Origin of the sequence: Bacillus sp. MM2020_4, assembly GCF_011250555.1 — a bacterium.
Classification (GTDB): Bacteria; Bacillota; Bacilli; order Bacillales; family Cytobacillaceae; genus Neobacillus.
The window spans coordinates 48,893-72,107 of the sequence record NZ_JAANMZ010000023.1 but is presented as its reverse complement, the minus strand read 5'-3'; the positions used below and the strand labels follow the sequence as shown (position 1 = coordinate 72,107).

Below are 23,215 nucleotides of genomic sequence, written 5' to 3'. Positions count from 1 at the left end.
TATGTTATTTGTGTTATTATAACAAAGGGTTTTACTTTTTTTAAAGGAGAAGAATAATAATGCGAGTACCAATGTTAGATCTATCTGAACAATATTTGGATTTGAAAGAAGAAATTTTAACTAAATTGGATGAAGTGATGAGCTCTTCTCGATTTATCCTTGGAGATAATGTTAAAAAGCTAGAAAAAGACGTGGCGAACTATTCTGATGTTCAATATGGAATTGGTGTTGCAAACGGCTCAGATGCACTACATATTTCCTTACAGGCATGCGGTGTACAATCTGGTGACGAGGTTATTACAACACCATTCACTTTTTTTGCTACTGCTGGTGCGATTGCCAGAGCTGGAGCTACTCCTGTATTTGTTGATATTGATCCTGTTACGTTCAATATTGACCCTTCAAGAATAGAAGAGGCGATAACCGAAAAAACAAAAGCAATTATTCCAGTTCATCTTTATGGTCAAATTGCTGATATGGATCCAATAATAGAAATAGCCAAAAAACATAACTTGTTTATTGTAGAAGATTCTGCACAAGCAATAGGTGCCACATATAAAGGGAGAAAAACAGGTTCTTTAGGTGATACTTGCTGTTTTAGTTTTTTCCCAACTAAAAACTTAGGTGCTTATGGGGATGCAGGAATGGTAGTTACAAATAATGAGGATCTTGCTGGAAAAATGAGTGTGATTCGTGTTCATGGCAGCAAACCAAAGTATTATCACCATGTGCTGGGATATAACAGTCGTCTTGATGAATTACAAGCAGCTGTATTAAATGTGAAATTTGAACATTTAAATTCATGGATTGAAAAAAGACGACAGCATGCTCAATTATATTCGGAACTTATTAATAAGGAATTACGAAATAAGGTAGAAACCCCTGTTGAGAAAGAGGGTAATTTCCACGTTTTTCACCAATATACAATTAGGGTTCCGGAACGTGATAAATTGCAGTCCTTCTTAAAAGAACAGGGAATTGACTCCATGGTTTATTACCCTTTACCATTACATGTTCAGCCTGTCTTTAAAGAGTTAGGATATAAAGAAGGGGATTTCCCGATATCTGAAAAAGCAGCTAAAGAAGCAATCTCTCTTCCGATGTTCCCAGAATTGAAAAGAGAACAAATTGAATATGTAGTTGAAAATATAGTGAAGTTTTATAAATAGACGAATGGTGCTTGATCTGAGAAAGGGGATTGTAAGTTTTGTCGGATGGTCGTGAGAGATTTGTATTATATGAATACTTAATGTTTTTTTGGAAGAAGAAATGGCTTGTAGTTGCACTTCCTCTTCTTGGTATTGTTGCTGGTTTAGCCATTGGGCTAGTAAAGGAGACTCCCTATGTTGGGAATCTTCCCTACTATACAGGTGAGGTTACAAAACCTGATTTGGTTATAAAGGAGTTAATCAAAAACAATCTACCTGAAGAAATTTCTGATAAGGTAGACATAGTACCAGGACAAAACATGGTTACCTTTGTTAGTCATTCAGCTGATCAAGAGGAAATAAAGGAAATATTTACAAGGATTGAAAAGGATTATGGGAAAAGACTTGAAGATAATTCAGATGTTCAATTAAAAAAATTAAATGACAACCTAGCAAAACGAAAAGAGCAAGAGAATAATCTGGATGAGATGATAAACAATTATTCAGAAGAAATTGAAAACACTGGATTAGATAAAGATACTAAAAGGGGTAATAGTATACAGCCTTTGTATAAAAAGTTTCTTGATCTAACACAAGAGATTTACCAACTAGATGATAAGGTATCAAATTTTACAAAAGCCCAAAGGCTAGATAGTATGATTGTAAAAGAAAAAACCAATACAACGTCCAATATATTAGTTGGATTTATAATTGGGTTATTTTTATCATTATGTTTAGTAACATTATGGAAATATATATTGGATGCTAGACGCGGATACTAAAACGTAGAAAAGGATGAAAAATTGATGAATTTCTTTAATGATTTAACAAATAAAATTCAAACTAAAAATGCTGTTATAGGGGTCGTCGGGTTAGGATATGTTGGTTTACCATTAGCGGTTGAAAAAGCAAATGCAGGATTTAAGGTAATTGGCTTTGATGTACAAGAATCAAGAGTAGAAAAAGTAAATCAAGGGATTAATTATATTGGGGACGTAGTTGATGAGGAATTAAAAGAGCTTGTTAAAAGTGGATTAATAACGGCTACTACTGATTATTCTAGAATAAAAGAAGTAGATGCTGTTGCTATTTGTGTTCCTACTCCATTAGATATCTATCAACAGCCAGATACCTCTTATGTAGAATCTTCAACCAAAGAAATAGCTAAATACGCTCATTCTGGGATGTTAGTGGTTTTGGAATCTACTACTTATCCGGGTACAACCCAAGAGATTGTTGTTCCAACGTTAGAACAAACTGGATTAAAATGTGGCGAGGATATTTTTATTGCCTATTCACCTGAAAGGGTTGACCCTGGTAATAAATTGTTTAAAACAAAAAACACTCCAAAAGTAGTGGGTGGGGTAACGGAAAATTGCACTAAGGTTGCTGCTATGTTATATCGTTCTGTATTAGAAGGAGAAGTATTTGAGGTTTCTAGCCCTGCTGTTGCGGAAATGGAAAAAATTTACGAAAATACTTTCCGCCATATTAATATTGCGTTAGCAAATGAAATGGCCATCCTGTGTGAAAAAATGGGCATTGATGTTTGGGAAGTAATTGATGCAGCTAAAACAAAACCATACGGTTTTATGGCTTTCTACCCTGGTCCTGGTTTAGGTGGGCATTGTATTCCAATTGATCCATTTTATCTTACTTATAAAGCAAGAGAATATAATTACCATACCCGGTTAATTGAATTGTCTGGGGAAATTAATAATGCTATGCCAGATATCGTAGTTGACCGCACCATGCGTATTTTAAATAATGATAGTAAGTCCTTAAGGGGTTCAAATGTCCTGGTTATCGGGGTTGCCTATAAAAAGGATATTGACGACGTAAGGGAATCTCCTGTCTTACCAATTCTAAGTAAGTTAAAATCAGAAGGTTCAGCGTTTAATGTAGTCGATCCATTTGTGCCATCCTTCAGACTAGATGGAGAAGTTATTGAGACGGTTGAATTGACAAGAGAATTAGTTTTAGATGCTGATATTGTTCTTATTACTACTGACCATACAGATATTGATTACAACTTATTTTCAGAAAATGCCAAGGTTGTCTTTGATACAAGAAATGCTATGAAGAATTTCAAAAAACCAGAGAACTATGTAAAACTTTAATTTGTAGTGGGGTTGTTTACGGTGTTAAAGCACTTAAAAAAATTGGGAGGGGAGACCCTCCTTTATGCTTTAATGAATGTGGGTACAAAATTAATTGCCTTTCTTATGCTCCCAATTTATACACATTATTTAACTACGACTGAAATGGGTGTATTTGAAAACATAGAGGCGATGGTTTCTGTGTTGACTTTTGTTGTTATTTTTGGAACAGATAATGCACTAGCATTTTATTTTTTTAAAACGGATGACCATAAGGAACAGGATAAATTTGTTCAAACCGTTTTAACCTTCAGATTCTTATTAGCTGTATTCTTTTTACTGTTATTTATTATATTTGGCCCACTATTCTCTAAATTCTTATTAGGTATAAGCAGCTATTCTAAGCTATTTATCTTGGCTGGAGTCGTACTTGTCTCTGAATCGGTTATTACGCTGATATTAACGTATTACCGCTATCAATTTAAAGCTAAGAAAGTGGCTGTCATAACGCTAATTCAGTTAGGTCTGGTTGCTAGTTTTACCTTTGTTTTGTTAAAGTACTTAAACTATAAGGTAGAATCAGTTTATGTATCAAGACTCGTAAGCGGAGCACTTATCATCCTAGTTTTAATCATTCCAATCATAAAGTTTTTTAGCTTTAAAGTGGATTTTAAGATATTAAAGCGAATTTTAGCATATGGTGCTCCTTTGGTACCAGCATCCATTGCCTTTTGGGTTATTACTTTTGCCAATCGCTTTTTTCTTACACATATGGAATCACTGGAGAGTGCAGGAGTTTACGGGGTAGCCATTAAATTTGCTGCAATGATCAGCCTTCTTACTTCTAGTATTCAAATGGCTTGGCGCCCATACTCGTTATCCATTCAGAAAAATGAAAATGCACCTCAAATTTACGCACAGATATCCTCCCTTATATTAATGCTGGGCATGGTTGGCTTAGTAGGGGTGGCGACAATCGCGCCATTTTTAATGAAGATAATGGTGAGCTCAAATGCCTATCAAGGTGCGAGTAAATATATTGCATTTTTAAGTCTCGGCTCTTTTTTAAGTTTTTATTACTTGATCATTTCTGTCGGTTTATTTATTAAGGAGCAAACAAAAGTATTGTCAAAGTATGTTATTTATTCAGCAATTTTAAGTGTGATTTTAAATATTATACTTATTCCGCTCTTATCCATATGGGGGGCAGCAATAGCCTTGGTTTTATCTTATTTATTTGTAAATGTAATTATTTTCAAAAAGAGCCAGGAGTTTTATTATATTCCACTATCTATTAAGAAAAATGGTTTTATTTTTTTAGTAGGCCTAGTGGCAATGCTAACGGTAACTTTCATTTACGAATTAGACTTAAGTAAGTGGTTTATTTCCATCCCATGGTTGGCCCTATTGGGAGCAGTCTTCTTTGTAGTGAAACTTGATAAAATTCGTTTAGTGCAAAAGAGTAGGTGATTTCATTTTGCTGTACATCCTAATCTGGATAGCGACCTTGATTATATCCATTTATTTATTTCAAAAGAGTTCCGGTTCTTTGTCTCCATTAAAGCCTAACTTACATTCGTTGGTTTTTTACTATTCCTTGCTAATTTCAAGTTTTATTGGGCCATTACTTATAGTCTTAAACATTGATCACCATTATATGTTGGATAGATTAGAACATCAAGAATACCGAAAGATTGGTTTCATGTATATTTGTTATATTATGGTCTTTCTACCATTAGCAATGGTACTTGTGTCAAAGTGTCTGGGGTTTAATGCAAAGAAGGAATTTAATGAGTATTTAAAGTCCCGCATTAATATTAGTGGAATAAATAGTCGGGATTTTTTCTTTATTATTAGCGTACTCTCTTTTCTTAGTGTCGCTTCAATTCTTTATACTTTTATAAAACTTGAGCATATACCTATACTTGAGCTTCTAAAGGGAAGTTCAGATTTAGGGAAACTTAGGATTGAAGCCTCAAGGGGATTTAAGGGAAATGAGTATATACGAAACATATTTGCTTTGGGGTTAACCCCTTTATTATCCTTTATTGCCTATGCTTATTCGATAAATACCCGCTCTATTCGCTGGAGATTATTGTTTATCATTTTGTTTTTCCTTTCCATATTGATTAATGTATATGATCTTCAAAAAGCACCTGTTTTCTTTTACTTTTTAATGTTTATCCTATTGAATATTTACTTAGGCAAATTTACCTTAAATATCAAAAGGGTTTCCATTATCGGAATAATTGGCTCCTTTTTATTGGTTTGTATGTATGTTTTTATTCAAGGTGTGAGAACTCCTGCTGAATTTTTGTCATACAATACTGGGCCGATTGGCAGGTTGATTTTATCACAAATTTCACCATTCTTTCTTCATTTAGATTTGTTTGGGAATAAATTACCTTTTTTACATGGGAAAAGCTTGCCCAATATATTACTGCAGCTTTATGATTTTGAACCCCAGGTTCGTTCTGCAAGAGAGGTAATGGAAACTGTTTATCCTGAAAAGGTCACTGCAGGCATTGCTGGTGTTTTAAATACCATATTTGCTGGTGAGGCCTATGCAAATTTTGGATTTGCCGGAATTATAATTGGGACCTTGTATATTGGTGTCTTTATTCAAATAATGTATATTAGTTTTATTAGAATAATTAAACATCCAATCACATTAAGTATTTTTATTTATTTTACCGTTACTATCCCACGCGTAATGGTTGGGGGATTCGTTGACTTTGTGTTTAATCCATTTTGGATTCTATTAATCGTCTTGTTTTTAGGTTTGTTAGTCTTACAAAAGATGAAGGTTGACTTCTTAAGAGGGTTTAAAGATTATCTGAATCAAGGGAAAAAAAGTTTATAGTTTATGGGATTCCATAAAACGTAAGAAGGTAATTATCTAGGAATGCTCCTCTAAAGCAAGAGGGCATTCCCAGACTTTTGAGAAACCCAAATACCCACCTTTGAGATTATTTTAACTTAATTTCAATTCTTAAGAATTCATAATGAAATAGGAATGTGAATGTGTTGTGAATGTAAAATCCCTCGCACAACTGCTTTTTCTGTAGATGAAGGGCCATTTTTTTTACTTTGACAGGATCGGATAAACTTTACAACATTTGCATTTGCAAACGGGGGCTTAACCACAACAGTTTAGAATTATAAAAGGGATTGTTAATTTCAGGAGCCATTCGTATAAATCGTTGGATATTGGAAATTATGTGCGGTGTTTTCAAGGAAATAACTAAAAAGGGGCCTCTGTTAGAACAGAGGCCCCTTTTTGAAAATGGAGGGCTACTATTTAAGTAAGTGATCCCTCACTTAATTCATATGGGGGGGAAGGCTGAACAGTCTTACCTAATTTCATTATAACCCACCAATAGTCGTTCCAGTAAAATAATGTGTTAATATTTGTGTATATGTCCAGCCGTGCTCAGCATATCCTTTAGCACCGTACTGGCTCATACCAATCCTATGTCCAAATCCTTTTCCTATCAACGAAATTGATGGTGGATCACTCGGAATAGTTATACTTGAATTAGAATCATTCATTTGGACAGTGTCTGTACTAATAGTTGTTACACCATTAGAAAGCTGGACTGTTGCGCCACTAATTCCAAATTGCTCAATGGAACTATTTGGAGTTTGAATCTTAAAATTTTTCTTCGCTTGAATAACGAACCAGTTACTTGGCAAGAAACCATAGGAACCTTCCACTGGGAAAAGCTTTCTTACAAAGGACTCATTTCCAGATAGTGTTTTGCTCCCAGACGTTGTCGTAACTGTTATACCCGAAATCTCACCATTTGTTGTAGCACCTGTATTCCTATAAACCTTGGTTTGTATTGGAACAATATCTGTCAATTGTACATTACTGCCAAAACCAAATTGGTTAAGAATAGACCTTGATGAAAAGGATCTAGTCCAATTGCTATAGGAAGGGGAGTTTTCATATGCATCCTCTACCGAAACTAGATATGGGAAATCAGCTTGATTTGAATTCCAGACATCTCCTACACTGGCTGTACGACCACCACTTGTCGAGTAAAAAAATGTTTCAATCACTTTGTTATTATATTTAACATATAGTTCATTTGTTTCGTCAACAGCTTTGTTTGTTTGTGCATTTTCGGATTTATAGCCATTATAAACTTGACTAGAGGTTGTTTTTGATAAAATGCTTCGTTGATTTTTAATATAGGCATAACTTCTAGCTGCAATAGCCTGTGTTTTAAGTGCATTTAAATGCCAGCTTGCCGGCATTTCATTTGGAACCACACCTTTTAAATAATTTTGCATGGACAAGATATTTATTAATAGTGGTTTTGTAGCGGATCCATCATATTTAAAGCTGCCTCTAAATTCGTTATAGCCTGTTTTTATTGAATTTACAATTGCAGTATTGAGGCCTGGTGCATTTTTAAGTTCTACGTATTGATCAACTAAAACGGCTAACTGATTTCCGTTTTTTGCTTTTATTAAATACCATGTTTGCCCATTTGATGTATTAGTGTAAGTGCTCACGTACTCTGCAGCTTCCCCATTGTTATAACTAACAACATCAGGATCAGTTACGGAAGCATTGCGTTTAGCACCTTTTTTTCCGCTAAAAGTTACATACTTACTTACACCGGCGACCTCATTAACCTCAAAACCAATCGTTGAGCTTAAAGAATATGCACCAAAATTTGCAAGAACGGCAGCACCACTTTTTTGGAAGTTTATTGGTAATCCTGTTTTTAATAATAGTATTTCATTAGTTGTTAAATTTTTTATTTGATAAAATCCATTTGTTGTTAGCCCAGTGTTGCTATCGGAAACTTCTACCCTAATAGGATTACTATATGTGACTGGATTAACAGCTGCTTGTGTATCTTGATCGCTTAATAATAATATAGCAAAAGTAAATACTATTACCATAAAGAATTTTTGGCGCATTATTATTTAATCACCTCAGCAAATGAAGAAAGTACAGCACCAAATTTCCCATTTGGAGTTTTTACGATATACCACTTTTCTCCAGTTGTTGAATTTACATAAGTACTGCTGTAAACAAGTGATTCCCCAGTACTTGCTGTATAAATAGTTTCATAGCTTGCCGCTGCCCCACGTTTAATTATTGCATTCTTTGTGAACACCACTTTAGAAAAACTAGATGGATTCTGAGATTGCAATGAAGTATCTGTCGATTTAATTGCTCCTAATCTATTATCTGATAATTTAACAATATACCATTTTTCACCTGTTACACTATTTTGATAAGTACTATCATATGAAAGAATTGTTCCTTGAGGAGCATTAAAGAAGGTATCATAGGTGGAACTTGCTCCTTTTTTTACTGCAGTTACTTTGTTTACAAAAACACTAGAATATTGAACTGGTGGAGCTGTGGGTGCTTCCCCATTTTCTAAACTTGAGACTCTTTGCTCTAGTTGATTAACTTTCTGTTCAAGAGGAGATATTTTCGATAATACCCATTCAACACTAGCTATAACATAATTGGTTTCTGCATTAGCGCTAGTTGTAGTTACTGTTCCGATTCCAAATCCAACAGTTAATAAAATTACTGTGCTCAAAACTTTTCTTTTCATTTTTTCCTCCTAGAAGAATATAATTTTGTAATATTGATAGATTAACGTAAAATAATATATTTTCAAAGTGTATTTCTGTAATTTCCAATAGAAATACAACTAATTATCACTAGATTATTAGCTGGAATTGGCTAAAAAAAGTAGTTCATAATAAAATCCTTTACATTGAATAAGTAAACGCATAATACTAAGTAAAGGATTTTATTTTATATTTTTTTGTTATGTTTAATTATTTGAGTCTGAATTATTATCTTGGAGGTCAGTAGATGCTTGAGTATTTTGGTTGATTTCAAGAACTCTTCTTAACTCATCTCCAACTTCCTGAACAGATTGTTGGGTGGGAACAAAATAGTATATACCATTTATCATCTTATCTTCCCCCTCAAGCTCTAGTCTGTTAAACTCTTTATTCTGTATTTCCTCATAAAATGTGCGTAAACCTAGCAACTCATTTAATTGAATATTGGTTTTAATATTTGAACCCAGCGTTTCAATAATTCTATTAGCCTTGGTCAAAGTATTTAATGAAACAGCCTTATCTGCCATTGCTCTTATGGCTTCCTGTTGTCTTTCCTCTCTTCCAAAATCACCACGAGGATCTTCTTTTCTCATTTGGACAAAGGCAAGGGCTTCTCGGCCATTTAATGTCATTGGACCCTTTTTAAAGTAAACATATTTATTTTTTAAATCTACCTGTTTAAAATTAAATGGGACATCTACTGTGATTCCTCCAAGCTCATCTATTACCTCTTTAAATCCTTTCACACCGGTCTTAATGTAATAGTCAACAGGTACATCGATTAAGCTTTGGACTGCGTCTACTGCACCCTGTTCATTGTCATATGCATATGCAGCATTAATTTTATCTCTTTTGTCTTTAGAAGGTAAATACACCCTTGTATCACGTGGAATGCTAACCATAGCGACTTCTTTTGAAGTAGGATTAAAGGCCATTAATAAAAGAGTGTCCGTTCTGCCTTTATCATTTTTTACATAGTCATCTACACCCATTAAGAGGATTGTAACTGGATCACTTTTTAATGTTACTTTCTCTTCACGAAGATCTGACTTTTTCCCATGGTCAAGTTCTTCATAACTCTTATCTGCAACGTTTTTTATGGTGTAAGTAAGATACCCGGCATAGCCTAAACCTGCAATGGTAATAATAAGAAGCAATATTAAAATCCCCTTTAACACACGTTTAAAGGGCGTTGAATTTTTCTTATTTCGCTTACCGGCCCTAGTTCTATCCATATATTCGCCTCTTTTCATCTATAGAAGTAAACTAAATTAATGTCAGCTAAATTATATTTCATTTGCTTCATATATTCAATTGGTTTTTTTGACACTCTTCTCCAAAAAAAGACAATATGCGGCAATTGACTTTATTTGAAGCAAGGAAAAAACCATGTTAAATGGTGTCGCAAAAAATAGGAGTATTGGCTGATTTTAGTGAATATTGTCACCTTTTTAGAGTGTAACGGATGGACATAGAGAAGTAAGGTACGATTATTTCCGTTTTTAGAAAGTTGAATTGTACGAAAGTTCGACAATGATTGATGAGATCCTTTTTATCATGATCACTTACATTCTTTTCAATATGCTATCGTAAAAGTGAACAGGCGTCTTGTCCCTCTTGATTACAATAATGAAATGAAGGATAATAGTAATGAAAAAAATATTGAATTATTAGTGAGGGATCATCATGAGTCTAAGATATGCAATCATTGGCTGTGGGAGAATTTCACCCAATCATATAGCCGCAGCTATTAAAAACGAACTTGAAATTGTTGGTTTATGTGATGTGGTACCAGAAAATATGGAGGACAAAATTGCAAATTTTAACCTTCCACATTCGACTCCTAAATACACTGACTATAAAGAGCTACTTGAAAAGGAAAAACCGGATTTAGTGGCTATTTGCACCGAGAGTGGAAAACATGGGAAAATTGCTTTGGATTGTATAGAAGCAGGCTGTAATTTGATTATCGAAAAGCCTATTGCCTTATCGTTAGAGGAAACTGATCAAATCATTGAAATGGCAAAAGAAAAAAATGTAAAAGTAAGTGCATGCCACCAAAACCGTTTTAATAAGTCTATCCAAAAAATAAGAGAAGCAATAGAAGAAGAACGCTTTGGAAGATTACTTCATGGTACAGCGCATATTCGTTGGAATAGAGGAGAAGATTATTATAAACAGGCGCCTTGGCGTGGTACATGGGAACAAGATGGTGGGGCACTAATGAATCAGTGCATCCATAATATCGATTTATTGCGCTGGATGATGGGCGATAACATAACAGAAGTAGTCGGTATGACAGATAATTTGAAACATGACTTTATCGAATCGGAAGATTTAGGGATGGCTCTAATAAAATTTTCAAATGGAAGTTACGGAATTGTGGAAGGGACCACAAATATTTTTCCAACTAATCTTGAAGAAACATTATATATATTCGGGGAAACAGGCACGGTTAAAGCTGGTGGAAAGTCTGTCAATTTAATTGAAGAGTGGCAGTTTGCAGACAAAAAAGATGATCCCGAGGCTGTTAAAGCAGAGTATCAAGAAAATCCACCAAGTGTGTACGGTTTTGGGCATACACCTCTTTACGCAGACGTTATTGATGCCATTCAAAATGACAGACAGCCGTATGTTACTGCTGAAGATGGAAGAAGGGCACTTGAGCTTGTTCTTGCCATTTATAAATCTGCTGCAGAAGGTAAAAGTGTTAAACTGCCATTGGAAAAATGCAGCTCGATCGATTTCAAAGGTAGGTTCGACCGATAAGCTCCTATACTTATGCTATATGTAGATTTTTCTATTGATAATTGATTAAATTATCCACTAAGTTTGGTTTTTAGCGATTGTCCACCATGATTAATCTTATAAATTCAGAACAAAAGGAAAAGTCTAGTTCGAAAGGTAGTTTATTTAGTAACCTTTTGAGCCAGACTTTTCCTATGTAGTTTAGTGTTATGGAAATAAAGGGTTCATTGGGATTGTTTTCCATTTTCATTAAAATAGCATTACCCTAATTCTTCCTCAAGATAAAGCTTATCCCCCTTTTTCATGTCGCATTGGCCATTGGTAAGTTCAACCATCCAATCCATAAATGGTAGCACAAGGTCTTCTGCAACATAAACCTCAACTTCAACGGTATCTAAATAATGAATATCTTTTATTTTATACTCGGAAGCACGAACCTCTTTTTCAATTTTCCCAAGCCAGGTATAGTCAATTTTCACGTGGATAATCTGTGCAAGCTTCCGTTCGACGATACCAACTGCGTCTAATCCCTCCGATGTTGCTTTGCCGTATGCACGTATAAGCCCGCCAGCACCTAATTTAATCCCACCAAAATAGCGGGTAACCACGACAACCGTATCCTTCAGCTTTCTTTTTTTCAACACTTCAAGCATTGGAACGCCAGCGGTTCCGCTTGGCTCGCCGTCATCATTGGCCTTCTGAATTTGGTCATGCTCGCCGATGAGATAGGCGGAGCAGTTGTGTGTAGCGTTCCAATGCTGTTTTTTTATGGTTTGAATGAATTCCTGGGCTTCATTTTCTGATTCGGCTCGTTTAATATGGGCAATAAAACGGGACTTTTGGATGTTGATTTCATTTTCTCCCATTTGTTTCACTGTATAGTATCGAGGCAGCATAACAAGCTCCTTTCTTTTGTAAAAGGTAAGTATAAATTTCAATCTTGAAAATTGTCCAGCTTCAGCGCTCTAGGCCTTACATGCGGACCAGGGCACTTGTACTTTTCTTTTTAAAAATAAAGATGTAATATACCTTTAATATAGAAGTAACGTTCGAATGATATAATAGACATGGTTCAACCAGAAACTTTTTAATAAAAAGGATGGTTGAATGGGATAGAATACTTACTATTATACTACTTTTTTCATCCAAGTATGAGGCCACCCATGTATGTTAGATTAGCTATTTGGTGCAATTTAAGGTAAAATATGTTAATAGGCCTTAAGGAATAAGGGAAAATATGCCCCTCCTGGAGGAATGATATGAAAATTATGCAGATGAATGTGAAGTCAATTGATGAAATTCGCGAAGAAATGATTGAAACTGTAACATGTAGTAAAAGTGATATTTTTCAAATTGGTGAGCAATGCCGCCAAGATTATGAAAATATGACAACTGAACTTCGTACTATTAAGCAAACGATGGTAAAGCTGATTGAAGAGGGCGACAAGCTTGACGTACAGGTTCAGGAAGCCAGGGTTATGTTATCAGAAGTCAGTATGAATTTTAAAAAGTATTCAGAAGAAGAGGTAAGGGAAGCCTACGAAAAAGCCCACCAGCTGCAAATGGATCTATCGATTAATTGGCAGTATAAAAAGCAACTGTTGGACAAACGGGATGATCTTGAAAAAAGGTTAGTCGGTTTAAATGATACAATCGACCGTGCCGATCAGCTTATTTCGCAAATTTCAGTGGTCATGAATTACTTGACCAGCGATTTAGAGCAAGTGGGTAAAGCATTACAAAACGCCAAGGCTAAACAAGACTTCGGTTTGAAAATTATTGAAGCACAAGAAGAAGAGCGGAAGCGGTTATCAAGGGAGATTCATGATGGGCCTGCGCAAATGCTGGCAAATGTGATCATGCGCTCAGATTTAATTGAGCGTGTATACCGAGATAGGGGCCCTGACGAGGCTTTTTCTGAAATCCATAATTATAAAATCATGGTCCGTTCCGCCCTTTATGAGGTCCGGCGAATTATTTATGATCTCCGGCCGATGGCGCTGGACGATTTGGGTCTCGTTCCGACCCTCAGAAAATATTTACAAACCATCGAAGAATATCATAAACAATCGAAGATCAATTTTGTAAATATGGGACTAGAACGTCGACTTCCTGCTAAGTTTGAGGTTGCCCTATTCCGAATCATTCAGGAGTCCGTGCAAAATGCCATCAAACATGCAAATGCCTGTGAAATTGCCGTGAAAATGGAAATAACCAAGACCGCAGTAACCGTTTTGATTAAGGACAACGGCGTTGGATTTGATCTCACGGAGCGCAAACCCGAGTCTTTTGGAATGATCGGGATGAAAGAACGTGTCGACCTGCTTGACGGGGAAATTACCTTCCATTCAAAAATTGACAAAGGGACCGAGGTATTCATTCGTGTTCCATTACTTAACTAAAGCAAAATTCGTAAGTAAAGATAAATTGAAATTGAAAAATGAGGGGGCGTAGCATTTGACTACCAAAATTGTCATTATAGATGATCACCAACTGTTCAGAGAAGGCGTTAAGAGAATACTAGAATTTGAGAAAGCTTTTCAAGTCGTGGCTGAAGGCGATGATGGCAGCGAGGCATTGGGCCTTGTGCAGGAGCACCAGCCGGATGTGGTCATTATGGATATTAATATGCCGCAAATGAATGGTGTCGAAGCAACCCGTGAACTAATCGAAAAGTTCCCGAACACAAAGATTATTATCTTATCGATTCATGACGATGAAAACTATGTGACACATGCTCTAAAAACAGGTGCCTGTGGCTATCTTTTAAAAGAAATGGACGCCGATGCCTTGATTGAAGCTGTCCGCGTTGTCGCTGACGGAGGATCGTATTTACATCCCAAAGTCACACACAACCTGGTTAATGAATATCGGAAGCTGGCTGCCGGTGTTGCTCACGGCGGTGGCGGTTACGTTCCAACGCTCGAAATTCGCCGTCCGTTGCATCTGTTAACACGCCGCGAATGTGAAGTGCTGCAATTGCTTGCGGATGGAAAAAGTAACCGTGGGATTGGCGAATCCCTTTTCATCAGTGAAAAGACTGTGAAAAATCATGTTAGCAATATTTTACAAAAAATGAACGTCAATGACCGTACCCAAGCCGTTGTTGTCGCGATTAAAAATGGCTGGGTGGAAGTAAGATAAGTTTTTCTAAAAGGGCACGCTCATGAGGGCGTGTCCTTTTTAACGACTAGTTAATGCATTTTATTCCTTTTTCAGATAAAATAATAGATAACATGGAGCAGTAATTAAACAAGGATGGTAAAACGTTATGAGAACGGCAATTGTCACGGATAGCACCGCGTACATACCGATAGAATTACGCGAAAAATGGAATATACATCTAATTCCCTTACATGTTATTTTTGGGAATGAAGTTTATCAAGAAGAAATTGATCTTACGTGGAGTCAGTTTTATGAAGAAGTGCAGACGAAAGAACTCCCAACGACTTCGCAGCCGCCCATTGGCCAATTTGTTGAGCTATTTGAGCAGCTTTCGGCAGACCACGATGTGGTCATTTGTGTACACCTATCGAGTGGAATCAGCGGAACGTATCAGGGGGCTGTCACTGCTAGTACGATGGTAGAAGGCATCAAGGTTTATCCGTTTGATTCCGAAATCAGCTGCATGGTTCAGGGCTTTTATGCTCTAGAAGCAGCTAAGATGGCTTCTCATGGTGTCGATCCTGATGTGATCATGAACAGGTTGGAAGAGTTGAAACGTTCGGCCCGAGCCTATTTTATGGTCGATGATTTGACACATCTGCAACGTGGCGGACGGCTCTCAAGTGCGCAAGCCTTTATCGGCAGCATTCTGCAGGTTAAACCACTGTTGCATTTCAAAGACAAGGTCATTGTCCCTTTTGAAAAAATCCGCACCCGGAAAAAGGCAATGAAACGTATCGTTGATTTGCTCGCGGAGGATGCTTCAACAGGCGAAGCCTATCAAGCCGTCATCATTCATGCAAATCGTGAGGAAGAAGCGGAAGAATGGCGGAAGGAGTTATCAGCCATGTATCCAAACGTCGAATTCTCGATTGGCTACTTCGGGGCTGTCATCGGCGCCCATCTTGGCGAAGGGTCAATGGGCATGGGCTGGATGAAAAAATAGAAAAGTTAGCTGCCATTCTGGTCTTTGGGCCAGAATGGTTTTTTATATTTGGATTGGTATTTTGGTATGGTATGTGGGTGAAAATGGGATTTGGCGGAATCGGAGGTTAGCTTGGCGGAATAAGTGCAAATGTCGGCGGAATTATTCACGAGTTTGGCGGAATCCAACCCCAGTTTGGCGGAATTATGCCAAGAGTGAGCGGAATCCAACACCGACATAAAAACATCACAAAAATATTCGACAAATAAGCAGGAAATTCTTCAGTATTTGCAGTATTTCTTCAAAGTAAGAATATAAGGTAAAGGAGTGGCAACCCAATTGAATATGAAAGAACTCACCTCGCCACATAGATTATTTTTAAATGAGATTTTAAAAAGACGAATTAGTAGAAGCCATTATAAATATCAAGAAATTGAAAGAGACTTAGCCAAAAGGTGGGCAGGATATTGGGGCGAAATGGCTCTAGCAAATTACGTAAAGGAACTTCCACAGGAAAAATACCTCACCTTTCATGACCTCCAACTCCAAATTAATGGTACTCACTTTCAAATCGATACTCTACTCCTATCTCGAAGCTATATTTTAATCATTGAAGCAAAAAATATTGCCGGCACGCTAATTTTTGATAATATATTCAAGCAGCTTATTCGGGTTCATGAGGATGGTACTGAAGAGGCCTTCGAAGACCCTCGAGTCCAATGCCAACGATTGAAGTCCCTCTTTCAAAGCTGGATGGTCAATAATGGATGCAATCTATTGCCGATTGATACCCTAATTTTCTTTAAAAGCACGAATACAATCTTAAAAACCAATCCCGGTGAAAAAGTTGATTTTAGCAAAGTTTGTAAGGGAAGAGATGTTTTTAATAAAATTGATCATTTCGAACAAAGATATAGTCATGAAAGAGTAGATAGCGATACTCTTACTAAAATTGGAGACTTACTCTTAAGTCTGCACTGTCCGAAGCCGATAAATATTTTAAAAGAATACAACCTTACAGAAAAGGATATTCGCAGTGGAGTTTGTTGTCCGACTGAAAACTGCCACCACATTCCGATGAATTATAAAAGAGGAAAATGGATTTGTCCCTCTTGCAAAACTACCTCAAAAGATGCCTATTTAGAAGCCGTCATTGACCATTTTTACTTGATTAAACCAACGATTACCAATTTCGAGCTTCGAAGTCTCCTGCATCTCCCAAACAACGATACCGCTCAAAAAGTCCTATATAAATTAAACCTACCATCAACAGGAAAAACAAAAAATCGAATTTACCATCAATGGCCAAAGAAGGTGCCCGCATGCGGTTTATCATAAAGGATGAACTCTTAATAAAAAGCAATACTGTCGAAGACTCTCTGCCCATCTCGAAAATCCCAACCATCCCACAGCCGCCGCTCAATCCAAAGTTTGCCTACAACCCTAACCTTCAGCAGATTCTTTCCGGAAAACAGCTCCTCCTTGAAGATATTCCATTCACCCATGAGGAAGTCCAAACACATTATCAAAATGGATATGTTACATACCGTAAAGGAATCGTCTACAATGGAAAACAACCTATTTGCGGACGGTGTGGCAACAAGGACCCAAGGTGGTTTGCCGCCTTTCCATGCTCACGATGTGGCGAAACCTGCCTCTATTGCCGGCATTGCCTCATGATGGGCAGAATCAGTGAATGCACTCCGCTGATGGGCTGGAAGGGCCCGGTGCCTGACACCCTTTCCCCTATGAAGGTATTGGAATGGAAAGGGATACTCTCGGAGGGGCAAAGGGTAGCGTCAAATCATGTGGTGGAGGCCATCCATGCGAATCAGGAGCACCTTATCTGGGCTGTTTGCGTGGCAGGATATGAATACATAATTTTTTTGTATTAAAAATTCCACACGATTTCTACATCTTCATTGTGGATGATAATTTGTTTTATTAACTTTTGAATGACGGCCTGCCTGGTGGGGAAATCCGCAGATTGCAGATCAATCGTATACTGTTTCAATTCTTTATCTGTGAGTTGGATTTCTAATTGTTTTTCTTGTATTTCCTTTTTATTCTGTAGTTGTTTTTTTTCTTGTTCCAGCGCATCGATCTGTTTATTGAGTAATGCAACTGGCATGTTGCCCTCCACATATAAAGCTAAGGTGCGCTCCATTTTTTCATCAACTTTCTTAATCAATTTGTCATAGTTAATTTTTTTTGTTTTACTTTTCTCGGTTTTCTTATCGATTATCGAATTTTGGATTTCATCAATAATTAGTTTTTCTAGCTTATTTCCATTCCAATTTTTATTTGTACATTTTTCAGTGTACTCAGAAGGAAATCTTTTTGCCCTGCATAAATAATAACGGTATTTTTTCTTCTCTCCACTTTTTAGCTTGTCATAATAAAGATATGAAACAAAATTTTCTCCACAGTGCCCACAAATAATTAATCCTGATAACAATGCTTCTTTAGCTTTATGAGCATTATGTCCTTTATGTCTTGATAAAAGCACTTGTACACGGTTAAATTGTTCTTCTGTAACAATCGGATCATGAAGGCCTTTATAATAAGTTCCTGCAAAGCTTACATACCCACAATATAATTTCGCTCTTAATATGTCGTTATAGCGCCTAAATCGCCATACTGGAAACTCTAGTTCCTTTAATATTTCCTGAACCTTAGTAATCGAATGGTATTGTTCATAAAGGTCATAGGTTGTTTTAATATGCAATGCCTCCTCTTCTTTAATAAACAGTTCTCCATTTTCTCCTCTTCCATAACCAGCTGGATCATAATTCCCCCCAGCACTTCTATATCCTTCTTCAGCTCGTTTGATTAACCCCATTCTCATGCGCTCAGCTATCGTCTCACGTTCTAATTGGGCAAATACCGATAATATGCCTATCATTGCTTTCCCAAATGGTGTGGATGTATCGAGAGTTTCTGTGATAGATACAAATTCTACACTGTTTTTTAGAAAATATTCCTCGATTAAATCAAGCGTATCTCTTTGCGAACGAGAGAGACGGTCTAATTTATAAACAACCACTACATCAATATTATTTAAATCAGCTAGCAACCGTTGCAGAGCTGGGCGGTCAGTATTTGAGCCGCTATAGCCTGGATCAATGTAAACATCATAAACTGCCCAACCTTTTGATTTACAATATGCCTCCAAGCGCTCTTTTTGTGATTCTATACTGTAATTTTCAACTTGTTCTTGAGTACTAACTCTAATATATAATGCGGCCCTCATATACAAAATTACCTCCTATTTAATAAAAAAGTTAGTTATCACACCTACCTCTATGTATTTAAAAAGTTAAAACTACTCGTTTTAATTTTCCAATGATGCGGATATTCTTTTTAGGGTCGAGTACAATTGGAGCATAATTAGGGTTTTCACTTTGAAGAATCACATTATCACCAGTTTTGAATACTCTTTTAAGGACAGCTTCATCATCGATTGACACTGCAGCAATCTCGCCGTTTTCTACGTCATATTGTTTTCTAATTAATAACAAATCACCTTCCACAATTCGAGCATTGACCATACTATCTCCCTTAGCTTTAAGATAAAAATATTCGCCGCCATTTAACCATTCTCTTGGTGTAGGTTCGTATCCTTCAATTTCTTCAAACGCAATTGATCCGGCACCACATGAAATTTTTCCAACCACTGGGAGTTTTTTCATAGAATTAGGAGCTGAATATTCACCTTGGTCTTCGTTTACTATATCTTTTGATGATCCAAAACTTGGATCAATATCAGATTTCTCAACTCCAAATGCTTTTGCTAATTTTTCAACATTTCCTGGATGTATTAAAGTTTTACAATTTATGTAATCAGAAAGAGTGCTTTTAGAGATTCCTGAAATCTCACTTGTTTTTATTTGACTCCAATTATTTATTTTCATATAAGTTTTTATATTCTCGGAAATTTTCTTTTTTAGTGGTAAATCACGATCTAACAATTTGGTCCCCTCCACGTATCGTTTCTTATTTATAAGTTACTTAGATTATATCCGAAAAAATACGGAAAGTAAATAAAAAATCCGAAAATAAACGGAATAAATAATACGAAAACTTTATAATATTTATTAAAAATCCGAGAAAATCCGGTTGACATTCCGAAAAATCTCGGATATATTAGATTCAAGCCGAAGTTAACAAGGAGGTGATTACATATATGAAAATCACACTAAGAGCAGCACGGGTGAATGCTGGACTAAAATTAACAGATGCGGCAGCTCTCCTTGGTATTAATAAAGATACACTTTCTAAGTACGAGAAAGATTCAACAAATGTACCAAGAACATTTTTAATAAATGTCGAAAAATTGTATCAGATCCCTCTAGACAATATTTTTTTTGGACCACAATCCGAGTTTTTTCGGAAATTCAAAACTGCATAAGGAGGAGATAGAGAAGGAGGAGCCAAATGATTACAATAACTGAAATGAAAGTGGGTGAATTCCCAGTTCCGGTTCCAGTCGGATTATCAGAGCTACTAAATGGATGTTGGATAAAAGAAAAAAAGCATACAGCTACTGATAACGGCTATGACCGATTGGTTGTGTGCAAAGACGGACAGCTTATTACAAAACTAGTTAAGAGAAAGAATTAACTGTTAACCAAAGCGCTGTTAACCGAGCCAATGACGGTTAGTGATGGAATTGATAGCTAATGAGGCGGTAGCAACGTCAATAAGGATAATGGAGGTCTTAAAAATGAATGATTACATTTTAAAAGCAAGTCGATTGATTGGTGAAATTCAGCAATTGTCCATTTTGGTTCATATGCAAACGGAAATGGGATGTGAAGTTGATTATAGCAGCAACGTTGCAGAAGTAATGTTCTGGTTGGCTCCAACGAAAGAAGCTTTTAAAAAGCGTTTTAAAGATATAGTTCCTGAAGAAATCCTTCACACATCGTTCTATATCAGATATGAAACTTGGAACAATACTGAATCAAAACAACAAAAAACATTAACAAAGCTTTTAAAAATAAAACGCCTGCTGATCAATGCATTGAAAGAAAAAAATATTGATTACGGCACATTGGATTACACGATTGAGACCGTTGAGTATAAGCGGTATGTGATTTGATGCGATTTGGAACCAAATTGTGTCGCAAGAAAGGTGAATCAAAATGGATATAACCAGTTGTCCTCATTGCCATTCTGACGAGGGTTATTATGTAAAAACTCAAATAAAAGGTTTAGCTGAATTTAGATATAAATTCGATGGTAGCTATGACGAGGAACATAATTCTGATATACATGATAGTTTAACTTACACAGATGGTAAGTATGCTTATTGTCGTTCATGTGGAAAAAGACTTTTTAAAGTAAATGATTAATACGGTTTTCGAAACAAAATTAGCCGTAAGGCTTTCCTTTTTACCCACACTGCAGAAATTGGTGAACGAATTTAGGAATAAAAAAATAAAAGAATCATAGGGGGAGAAAATGTTGAAAAAAGTTATGTTGTCGAAAGAAGAAGCTGCCGCATTGGAAAGTGCTCTTGAAGTAAATGGCGGAGAAAAAGGTAGTCTTGTCCACTGGCACGCTCGTGATCTATGGGATGGTGATAGAGCCCCGTTAAATAATTTGGATTTAAATACAGTGTGCTCTGCCTTGTATGTGGGATATGAATTGGAAGAATCGCCGGAAGAAAAGGTTAAGGAGTATTACGACAATCTATTAGTTCCAGATAACAAAATGATAGTCAGGGCAACTTTAACTTTGTTGAATATCAACATCAAAGGAATCAACTGCTAATGCTAGAGAGTTGGAAATCAAGTCTTCCACAATTATCCTATGCTGATTTGCTAAATCTTGTTGAAGATGCTGAACGCAGAATTGGTTCATACGTAGCTGGGGGAAATCCCATTAATGAATATGTTCAAAGGCAACAAGCTTTGCTTGAATTAATCCAGGAGGAGCTTGAGAGAAGGTGAGATATTGAAGGTATTAGTAGCAAAAGAAAATTACGAACAAGTTCGTGAAGCTGAAAAGGTTGCTGGTAAGAAAATTAAGCATTTGAAAATGTATGTTCCAGATTGCATAAATGGTGTTTGGGGAGTATATCAAATCATCCGTTGTTATAAATCTTTTACTAACTACTTCGCCGAAATGAAATTAATTAAAGAGGCAGAAAGTGAAGTTGACGCTCATTTGAAAATGATGGGATTAGTTGATGAATTAAGGAGGTGATACATAAATGGACAGAAAAACGCTTGAGTATATGGAGGAACGAGCGAAAAAAGCGCGTGGAATTGTGAACCGGATTGAAAAATTAAAAAAGGATGCTGCTAAGTCTCAAAGAGCAGATAGGTTCATATTCGACGCATATCAGCATGGAAGTTATGTTGAAACAAAAGATCTACATTTATTAGAAAAAATGAAAATTGCTTTTGAAAAAGCTGTAGTTGAAGAAATAGAAAAGCTAGAACAAGAACTAGCTAAATTATAAGGAGGTGATACATATGAAAATCAAACCTAAACAATGGTTATCGATGTCAGTCCAGGAACGCTTAATCGCAGTTTATTTAGCTTCAAAGGGGGTGAAATAAAATGTCCATTGGTAAAGTAACCGTTTGGCAAATGAGCGAGGAACAACGGCTCGCATACATCGCCAAACACCCTATAGTGCCGACTGAAAGACCAAAAGGTACTAAGTTTTCTAACGTTACAGAAATGCAGTATAAGAAATCTGTGGAAGACAGAGGAAAGAAAAATATGAAAAGGGCCATGGATGCTGTCGATAAAGAACAGCTACACAAATTATTTATGTCTGGTACAAGCATACCGGACATGGCTAAGGCAGTGAATGTCTCATATGCAATCCTTAATAAATATATCAGCCAGCAAAGGAAAATTGATTTGGAAAAGTGGCCATATAGGGCAAAAAAATAAACTCGTGCTGCAACACGAGTCAATAAGTACTTAACAACTTCAGTTTAACAAAGATTTACAAAAAATCAACTGGAGGAATAAAAATGCCATATTTTAATTCGAAGGATCGTACGGTATTCTCTCCACAATGTGATAAGTTGGAGCCGTTTTATAAAGTATTGGAGCAATATCATAAAGCAATTGGTGGCAGTGCTCTATTTGAGGATTTAGTTGAAACCTATGAATATCTTGATTTTGTTCTTAGAGAGAAGGAGGAAAAATAGATGAATATGGAAATTGAAATTCAAAAAATTATTCGTGATAGCTCAACAGATATTGCAGAAATGGTAAAGGAAAATATCAAGAAAGATATAGTTAATAGTCTTACTTGGAGCGTTAGAGAAGAAACATCTAAATTAGTTCAAGAATTCTTTAAAAATGAATTAGCCGGCGAAGTTAAAAATGCTCTTGAAAATGTAAAGCCTCAATTACAGGTTGAACTTGAAAAGGCTGTTGTTAATATTGCTGCTACTGCTGGTAATCAATTAATGGAAAATGCAGCTAAGAATTTATCCCATTCATGGAATGTCCAAAAAATAACTGAAGCATTATTCAAATAAGGGGAG

Annotated in this window: 28 protein-coding genes; 22 read left to right on the top strand and 6 right to left on the bottom strand. The window is 36.2% G+C overall.

Features of this window, described 5'->3' with window-relative positions; all coding sequences use genetic code 11:
* The first annotated feature begins 59 nt into the window (after positions 1–59).
* The 5 genes from G6554_RS15135 to G6554_RS15115 all read left to right on the top strand — a co-directional run bounded on the left by G6554_RS15135 (position 60) and on the right by G6554_RS15115 (position 6,110).
* Entirely contained in the window at positions 60–1,169 is a 1,110-nt protein-coding gene (locus G6554_RS15135; RefSeq protein ID WP_166243302.1) for a DegT/DnrJ/EryC1/StrS family aminotransferase, read from the top strand.
* Between the two features lie 38 nt (positions 1,170–1,207).
* Positions 1,208–1,930 (top strand): hypothetical protein, encoded by a 723-nt coding sequence (locus G6554_RS15130; protein ID WP_166243300.1) that lies wholly within the window; start codon positions 1,208–1,210, stop codon positions 1,928–1,930.
* Between the two features lie 24 nt (positions 1,931–1,954).
* A complete protein-coding gene (locus G6554_RS15125; protein WP_166243298.1) occupies positions 1,955–3,268 on the top strand; it encodes a nucleotide sugar dehydrogenase in 1,314 nt (437 codons plus the stop codon).
* 21 nt (positions 3,269–3,289) lie between these two features.
* Positions 3,290–4,717: an oligosaccharide flippase family protein gene (locus G6554_RS15120; RefSeq protein WP_166243296.1), complete on the top strand. Its 1,428-nt coding sequence runs from the start codon at positions 3,290–3,292 to the stop codon at positions 4,715–4,717.
* Positions 4,718–4,904: 187 nt separating this feature from the next.
* Positions 4,905–6,110 (top strand): O-antigen polymerase, encoded by a 1,206-nt coding sequence (locus G6554_RS15115; RefSeq protein WP_242637944.1) that lies wholly within the window; start codon positions 4,905–4,907, stop codon positions 6,108–6,110.
* A gap of 503 nt (positions 6,111–6,613) precedes the next feature.
* Here the strand turns inward: G6554_RS15115 and G6554_RS15110 are convergent.
* The 3 genes from G6554_RS15110 to G6554_RS15100 form a co-directional block, all read right to left on the bottom strand.
* Positions 6,614–8,185, bottom strand: a complete 1,572-nt coding sequence (locus G6554_RS15110; protein WP_166243291.1) for a SpoIID/LytB domain-containing protein — start codon at positions 8,183–8,185, stop codon at positions 6,614–6,616.
* Positions 8,186–8,187: 2 nt separating this feature from the next.
* Positions 8,188–8,838, bottom strand: coding sequence for a hypothetical protein (locus tag G6554_RS15105; protein ID WP_166243289.1), 651 nt, complete (start codon positions 8,836–8,838; stop codon positions 8,188–8,190).
* Positions 8,839–9,063: 225 nt separating this feature from the next.
* Positions 9,064–10,014, bottom strand: coding sequence for an LCP family protein (locus tag G6554_RS15100; RefSeq protein WP_166243287.1), 951 nt, complete (start codon positions 10,012–10,014; stop codon positions 9,064–9,066).
* 529 nt (positions 10,015–10,543) lie between these two features.
* Between G6554_RS15100 and G6554_RS15095 the strand changes: the two genes are divergently transcribed.
* The gene (locus G6554_RS15095; protein WP_166243285.1) at positions 10,544–11,626 is read left to right on the top strand and encodes a Gfo/Idh/MocA family protein; all 1,083 of its coding nucleotides are present in this window, start codon (positions 10,544–10,546) and stop codon (positions 11,624–11,626) included.
* Positions 11,627–11,865: 239 nt separating this feature from the next.
* Here the strand turns inward: G6554_RS15095 and G6554_RS15090 are convergent, their stop codons facing one another.
* Positions 11,866–12,501: a YigZ family protein gene (locus G6554_RS15090; protein WP_166243283.1), complete on the bottom strand. Its 636-nt coding sequence runs from the start codon at positions 12,499–12,501 to the stop codon at positions 11,866–11,868.
* A 363-nt stretch (positions 12,502–12,864) separates the two neighbouring features.
* Between G6554_RS15090 and G6554_RS15085 the strand changes: the two genes are divergently transcribed.
* From G6554_RS15085 to G6554_RS15065, 5 genes are all read left to right on the top strand, one after another.
* A complete protein-coding gene (locus tag G6554_RS15085) occupies positions 12,865–14,007 on the top strand; it encodes a sensor histidine kinase (RefSeq protein ID WP_166243281.1) in 1,143 nt (380 codons plus the stop codon).
* A 55-nt stretch (positions 14,008–14,062) separates the two neighbouring features.
* The gene (locus G6554_RS15080; RefSeq protein ID WP_166243279.1) at positions 14,063–14,749 is read left to right on the top strand and encodes a response regulator; all 687 of its coding nucleotides are present in this window, start codon (positions 14,063–14,065) and stop codon (positions 14,747–14,749) included.
* A gap of 127 nt (positions 14,750–14,876) precedes the next feature.
* Positions 14,877–15,716 carry a DegV family protein gene (locus tag G6554_RS15075; protein WP_166243277.1) on the top strand — a complete coding sequence of 280 codons (840 nt, stop codon included), beginning with the start codon at positions 14,877–14,879 and terminating at the stop codon, positions 15,714–15,716.
* A 324-nt stretch (positions 15,717–16,040) separates the two neighbouring features.
* The gene (locus tag G6554_RS15070) at positions 16,041–17,033 is read left to right on the top strand and encodes a nuclease-related domain-containing protein (RefSeq protein ID WP_242637862.1); all 993 of its coding nucleotides are present in this window, start codon (positions 16,041–16,043) and stop codon (positions 17,031–17,033) included.
* Positions 17,018–17,590, top strand: coding sequence for a hypothetical protein (locus tag G6554_RS15065; RefSeq protein WP_207343051.1), 573 nt, complete (start codon positions 17,018–17,020; stop codon positions 17,588–17,590). The genes G6554_RS15070 and G6554_RS15065 overlap by 16 nt, the downstream gene beginning before the upstream one ends.
* Here G6554_RS15065 and G6554_RS15060 read toward each other — a convergent pair.
* Entirely contained in the window at positions 17,587–18,948 is a 1,362-nt protein-coding gene (locus G6554_RS15060) for a recombinase family protein (RefSeq protein WP_166243273.1), read from the bottom strand. The two genes, G6554_RS15065 and G6554_RS15060, sit on opposite strands and share 4 nt — an antisense overlap.
* Before the next feature lie 58 nt (positions 18,949–19,006).
* Positions 19,007–19,666 carry a LexA family protein gene (locus G6554_RS15055; protein WP_242637859.1) on the bottom strand — a complete coding sequence of 220 codons (660 nt, stop codon included), beginning with the start codon at positions 19,664–19,666 and terminating at the stop codon, positions 19,007–19,009.
* A gap of 215 nt (positions 19,667–19,881) precedes the next feature.
* On the opposite strand from G6554_RS15055, the gene G6554_RS15050 reads away from it, so the two are divergent.
* The 11 genes from G6554_RS15050 to G6554_RS15000 all read left to right on the top strand — a co-directional run bounded on the left by G6554_RS15050 (position 19,882) and on the right by G6554_RS15000 (position 23,209).
* Positions 19,882–20,106, top strand: coding sequence for a helix-turn-helix domain-containing protein (locus G6554_RS15050; RefSeq protein WP_166243271.1), 225 nt, complete (start codon positions 19,882–19,884; stop codon positions 20,104–20,106).
* Between the two features lie 26 nt (positions 20,107–20,132).
* Positions 20,133–20,318, top strand: coding sequence for a hypothetical protein (locus G6554_RS15045; RefSeq protein ID WP_166243269.1), 186 nt, complete (start codon positions 20,133–20,135; stop codon positions 20,316–20,318).
* A 103-nt stretch (positions 20,319–20,421) separates the two neighbouring features.
* Positions 20,422–20,799: a hypothetical protein gene (locus G6554_RS15040; RefSeq protein ID WP_166243267.1), complete on the top strand. Its 378-nt coding sequence runs from the start codon at positions 20,422–20,424 to the stop codon at positions 20,797–20,799.
* 43 nt (positions 20,800–20,842) lie between these two features.
* Entirely contained in the window at positions 20,843–21,052 is a 210-nt protein-coding gene (locus tag G6554_RS15035) for a hypothetical protein (RefSeq protein ID WP_166243265.1), read from the top strand.
* Positions 21,053–21,161: 109 nt separating this feature from the next.
* Positions 21,162–21,473 (top strand): hypothetical protein, encoded by a 312-nt coding sequence (locus tag G6554_RS15030; RefSeq protein ID WP_166243263.1) that lies wholly within the window; start codon positions 21,162–21,164, stop codon positions 21,471–21,473.
* The gene (locus tag G6554_RS15025) at positions 21,473–21,652 is read left to right on the top strand and encodes a hypothetical protein (RefSeq protein ID WP_166243261.1); all 180 of its coding nucleotides are present in this window, start codon (positions 21,473–21,475) and stop codon (positions 21,650–21,652) included. Before G6554_RS15030 ends, G6554_RS15025 begins: the two co-directional genes overlap by 1 nt.
* 4 nt (positions 21,653–21,656) lie before the next feature.
* Positions 21,657–21,908: a hypothetical protein gene (locus tag G6554_RS15020; RefSeq protein ID WP_166243259.1), complete on the top strand. Its 252-nt coding sequence runs from the start codon at positions 21,657–21,659 to the stop codon at positions 21,906–21,908.
* Between the two features lie 7 nt (positions 21,909–21,915).
* Entirely contained in the window at positions 21,916–22,167 is a 252-nt protein-coding gene (locus G6554_RS15015) for a hypothetical protein (protein WP_166243257.1), read from the top strand.
* Positions 22,168–22,268: 101 nt separating this feature from the next.
* Entirely contained in the window at positions 22,269–22,610 is a 342-nt protein-coding gene (locus tag G6554_RS15010; RefSeq protein WP_166243134.1) for a hypothetical protein, read from the top strand.
* Between the two features lie 83 nt (positions 22,611–22,693).
* Positions 22,694–22,873 carry a hypothetical protein gene (locus G6554_RS15005; protein ID WP_166243255.1) on the top strand — a complete coding sequence of 60 codons (180 nt, stop codon included), beginning with the start codon at positions 22,694–22,696 and terminating at the stop codon, positions 22,871–22,873.
* Positions 22,874–23,209 carry a hypothetical protein gene (locus G6554_RS15000; RefSeq protein ID WP_166243253.1) on the top strand — a complete coding sequence of 112 codons (336 nt, stop codon included), beginning with the start codon at positions 22,874–22,876 and terminating at the stop codon, positions 23,207–23,209.
* The last annotated feature ends 6 nt before the right edge of the window (positions 23,210–23,215 follow it).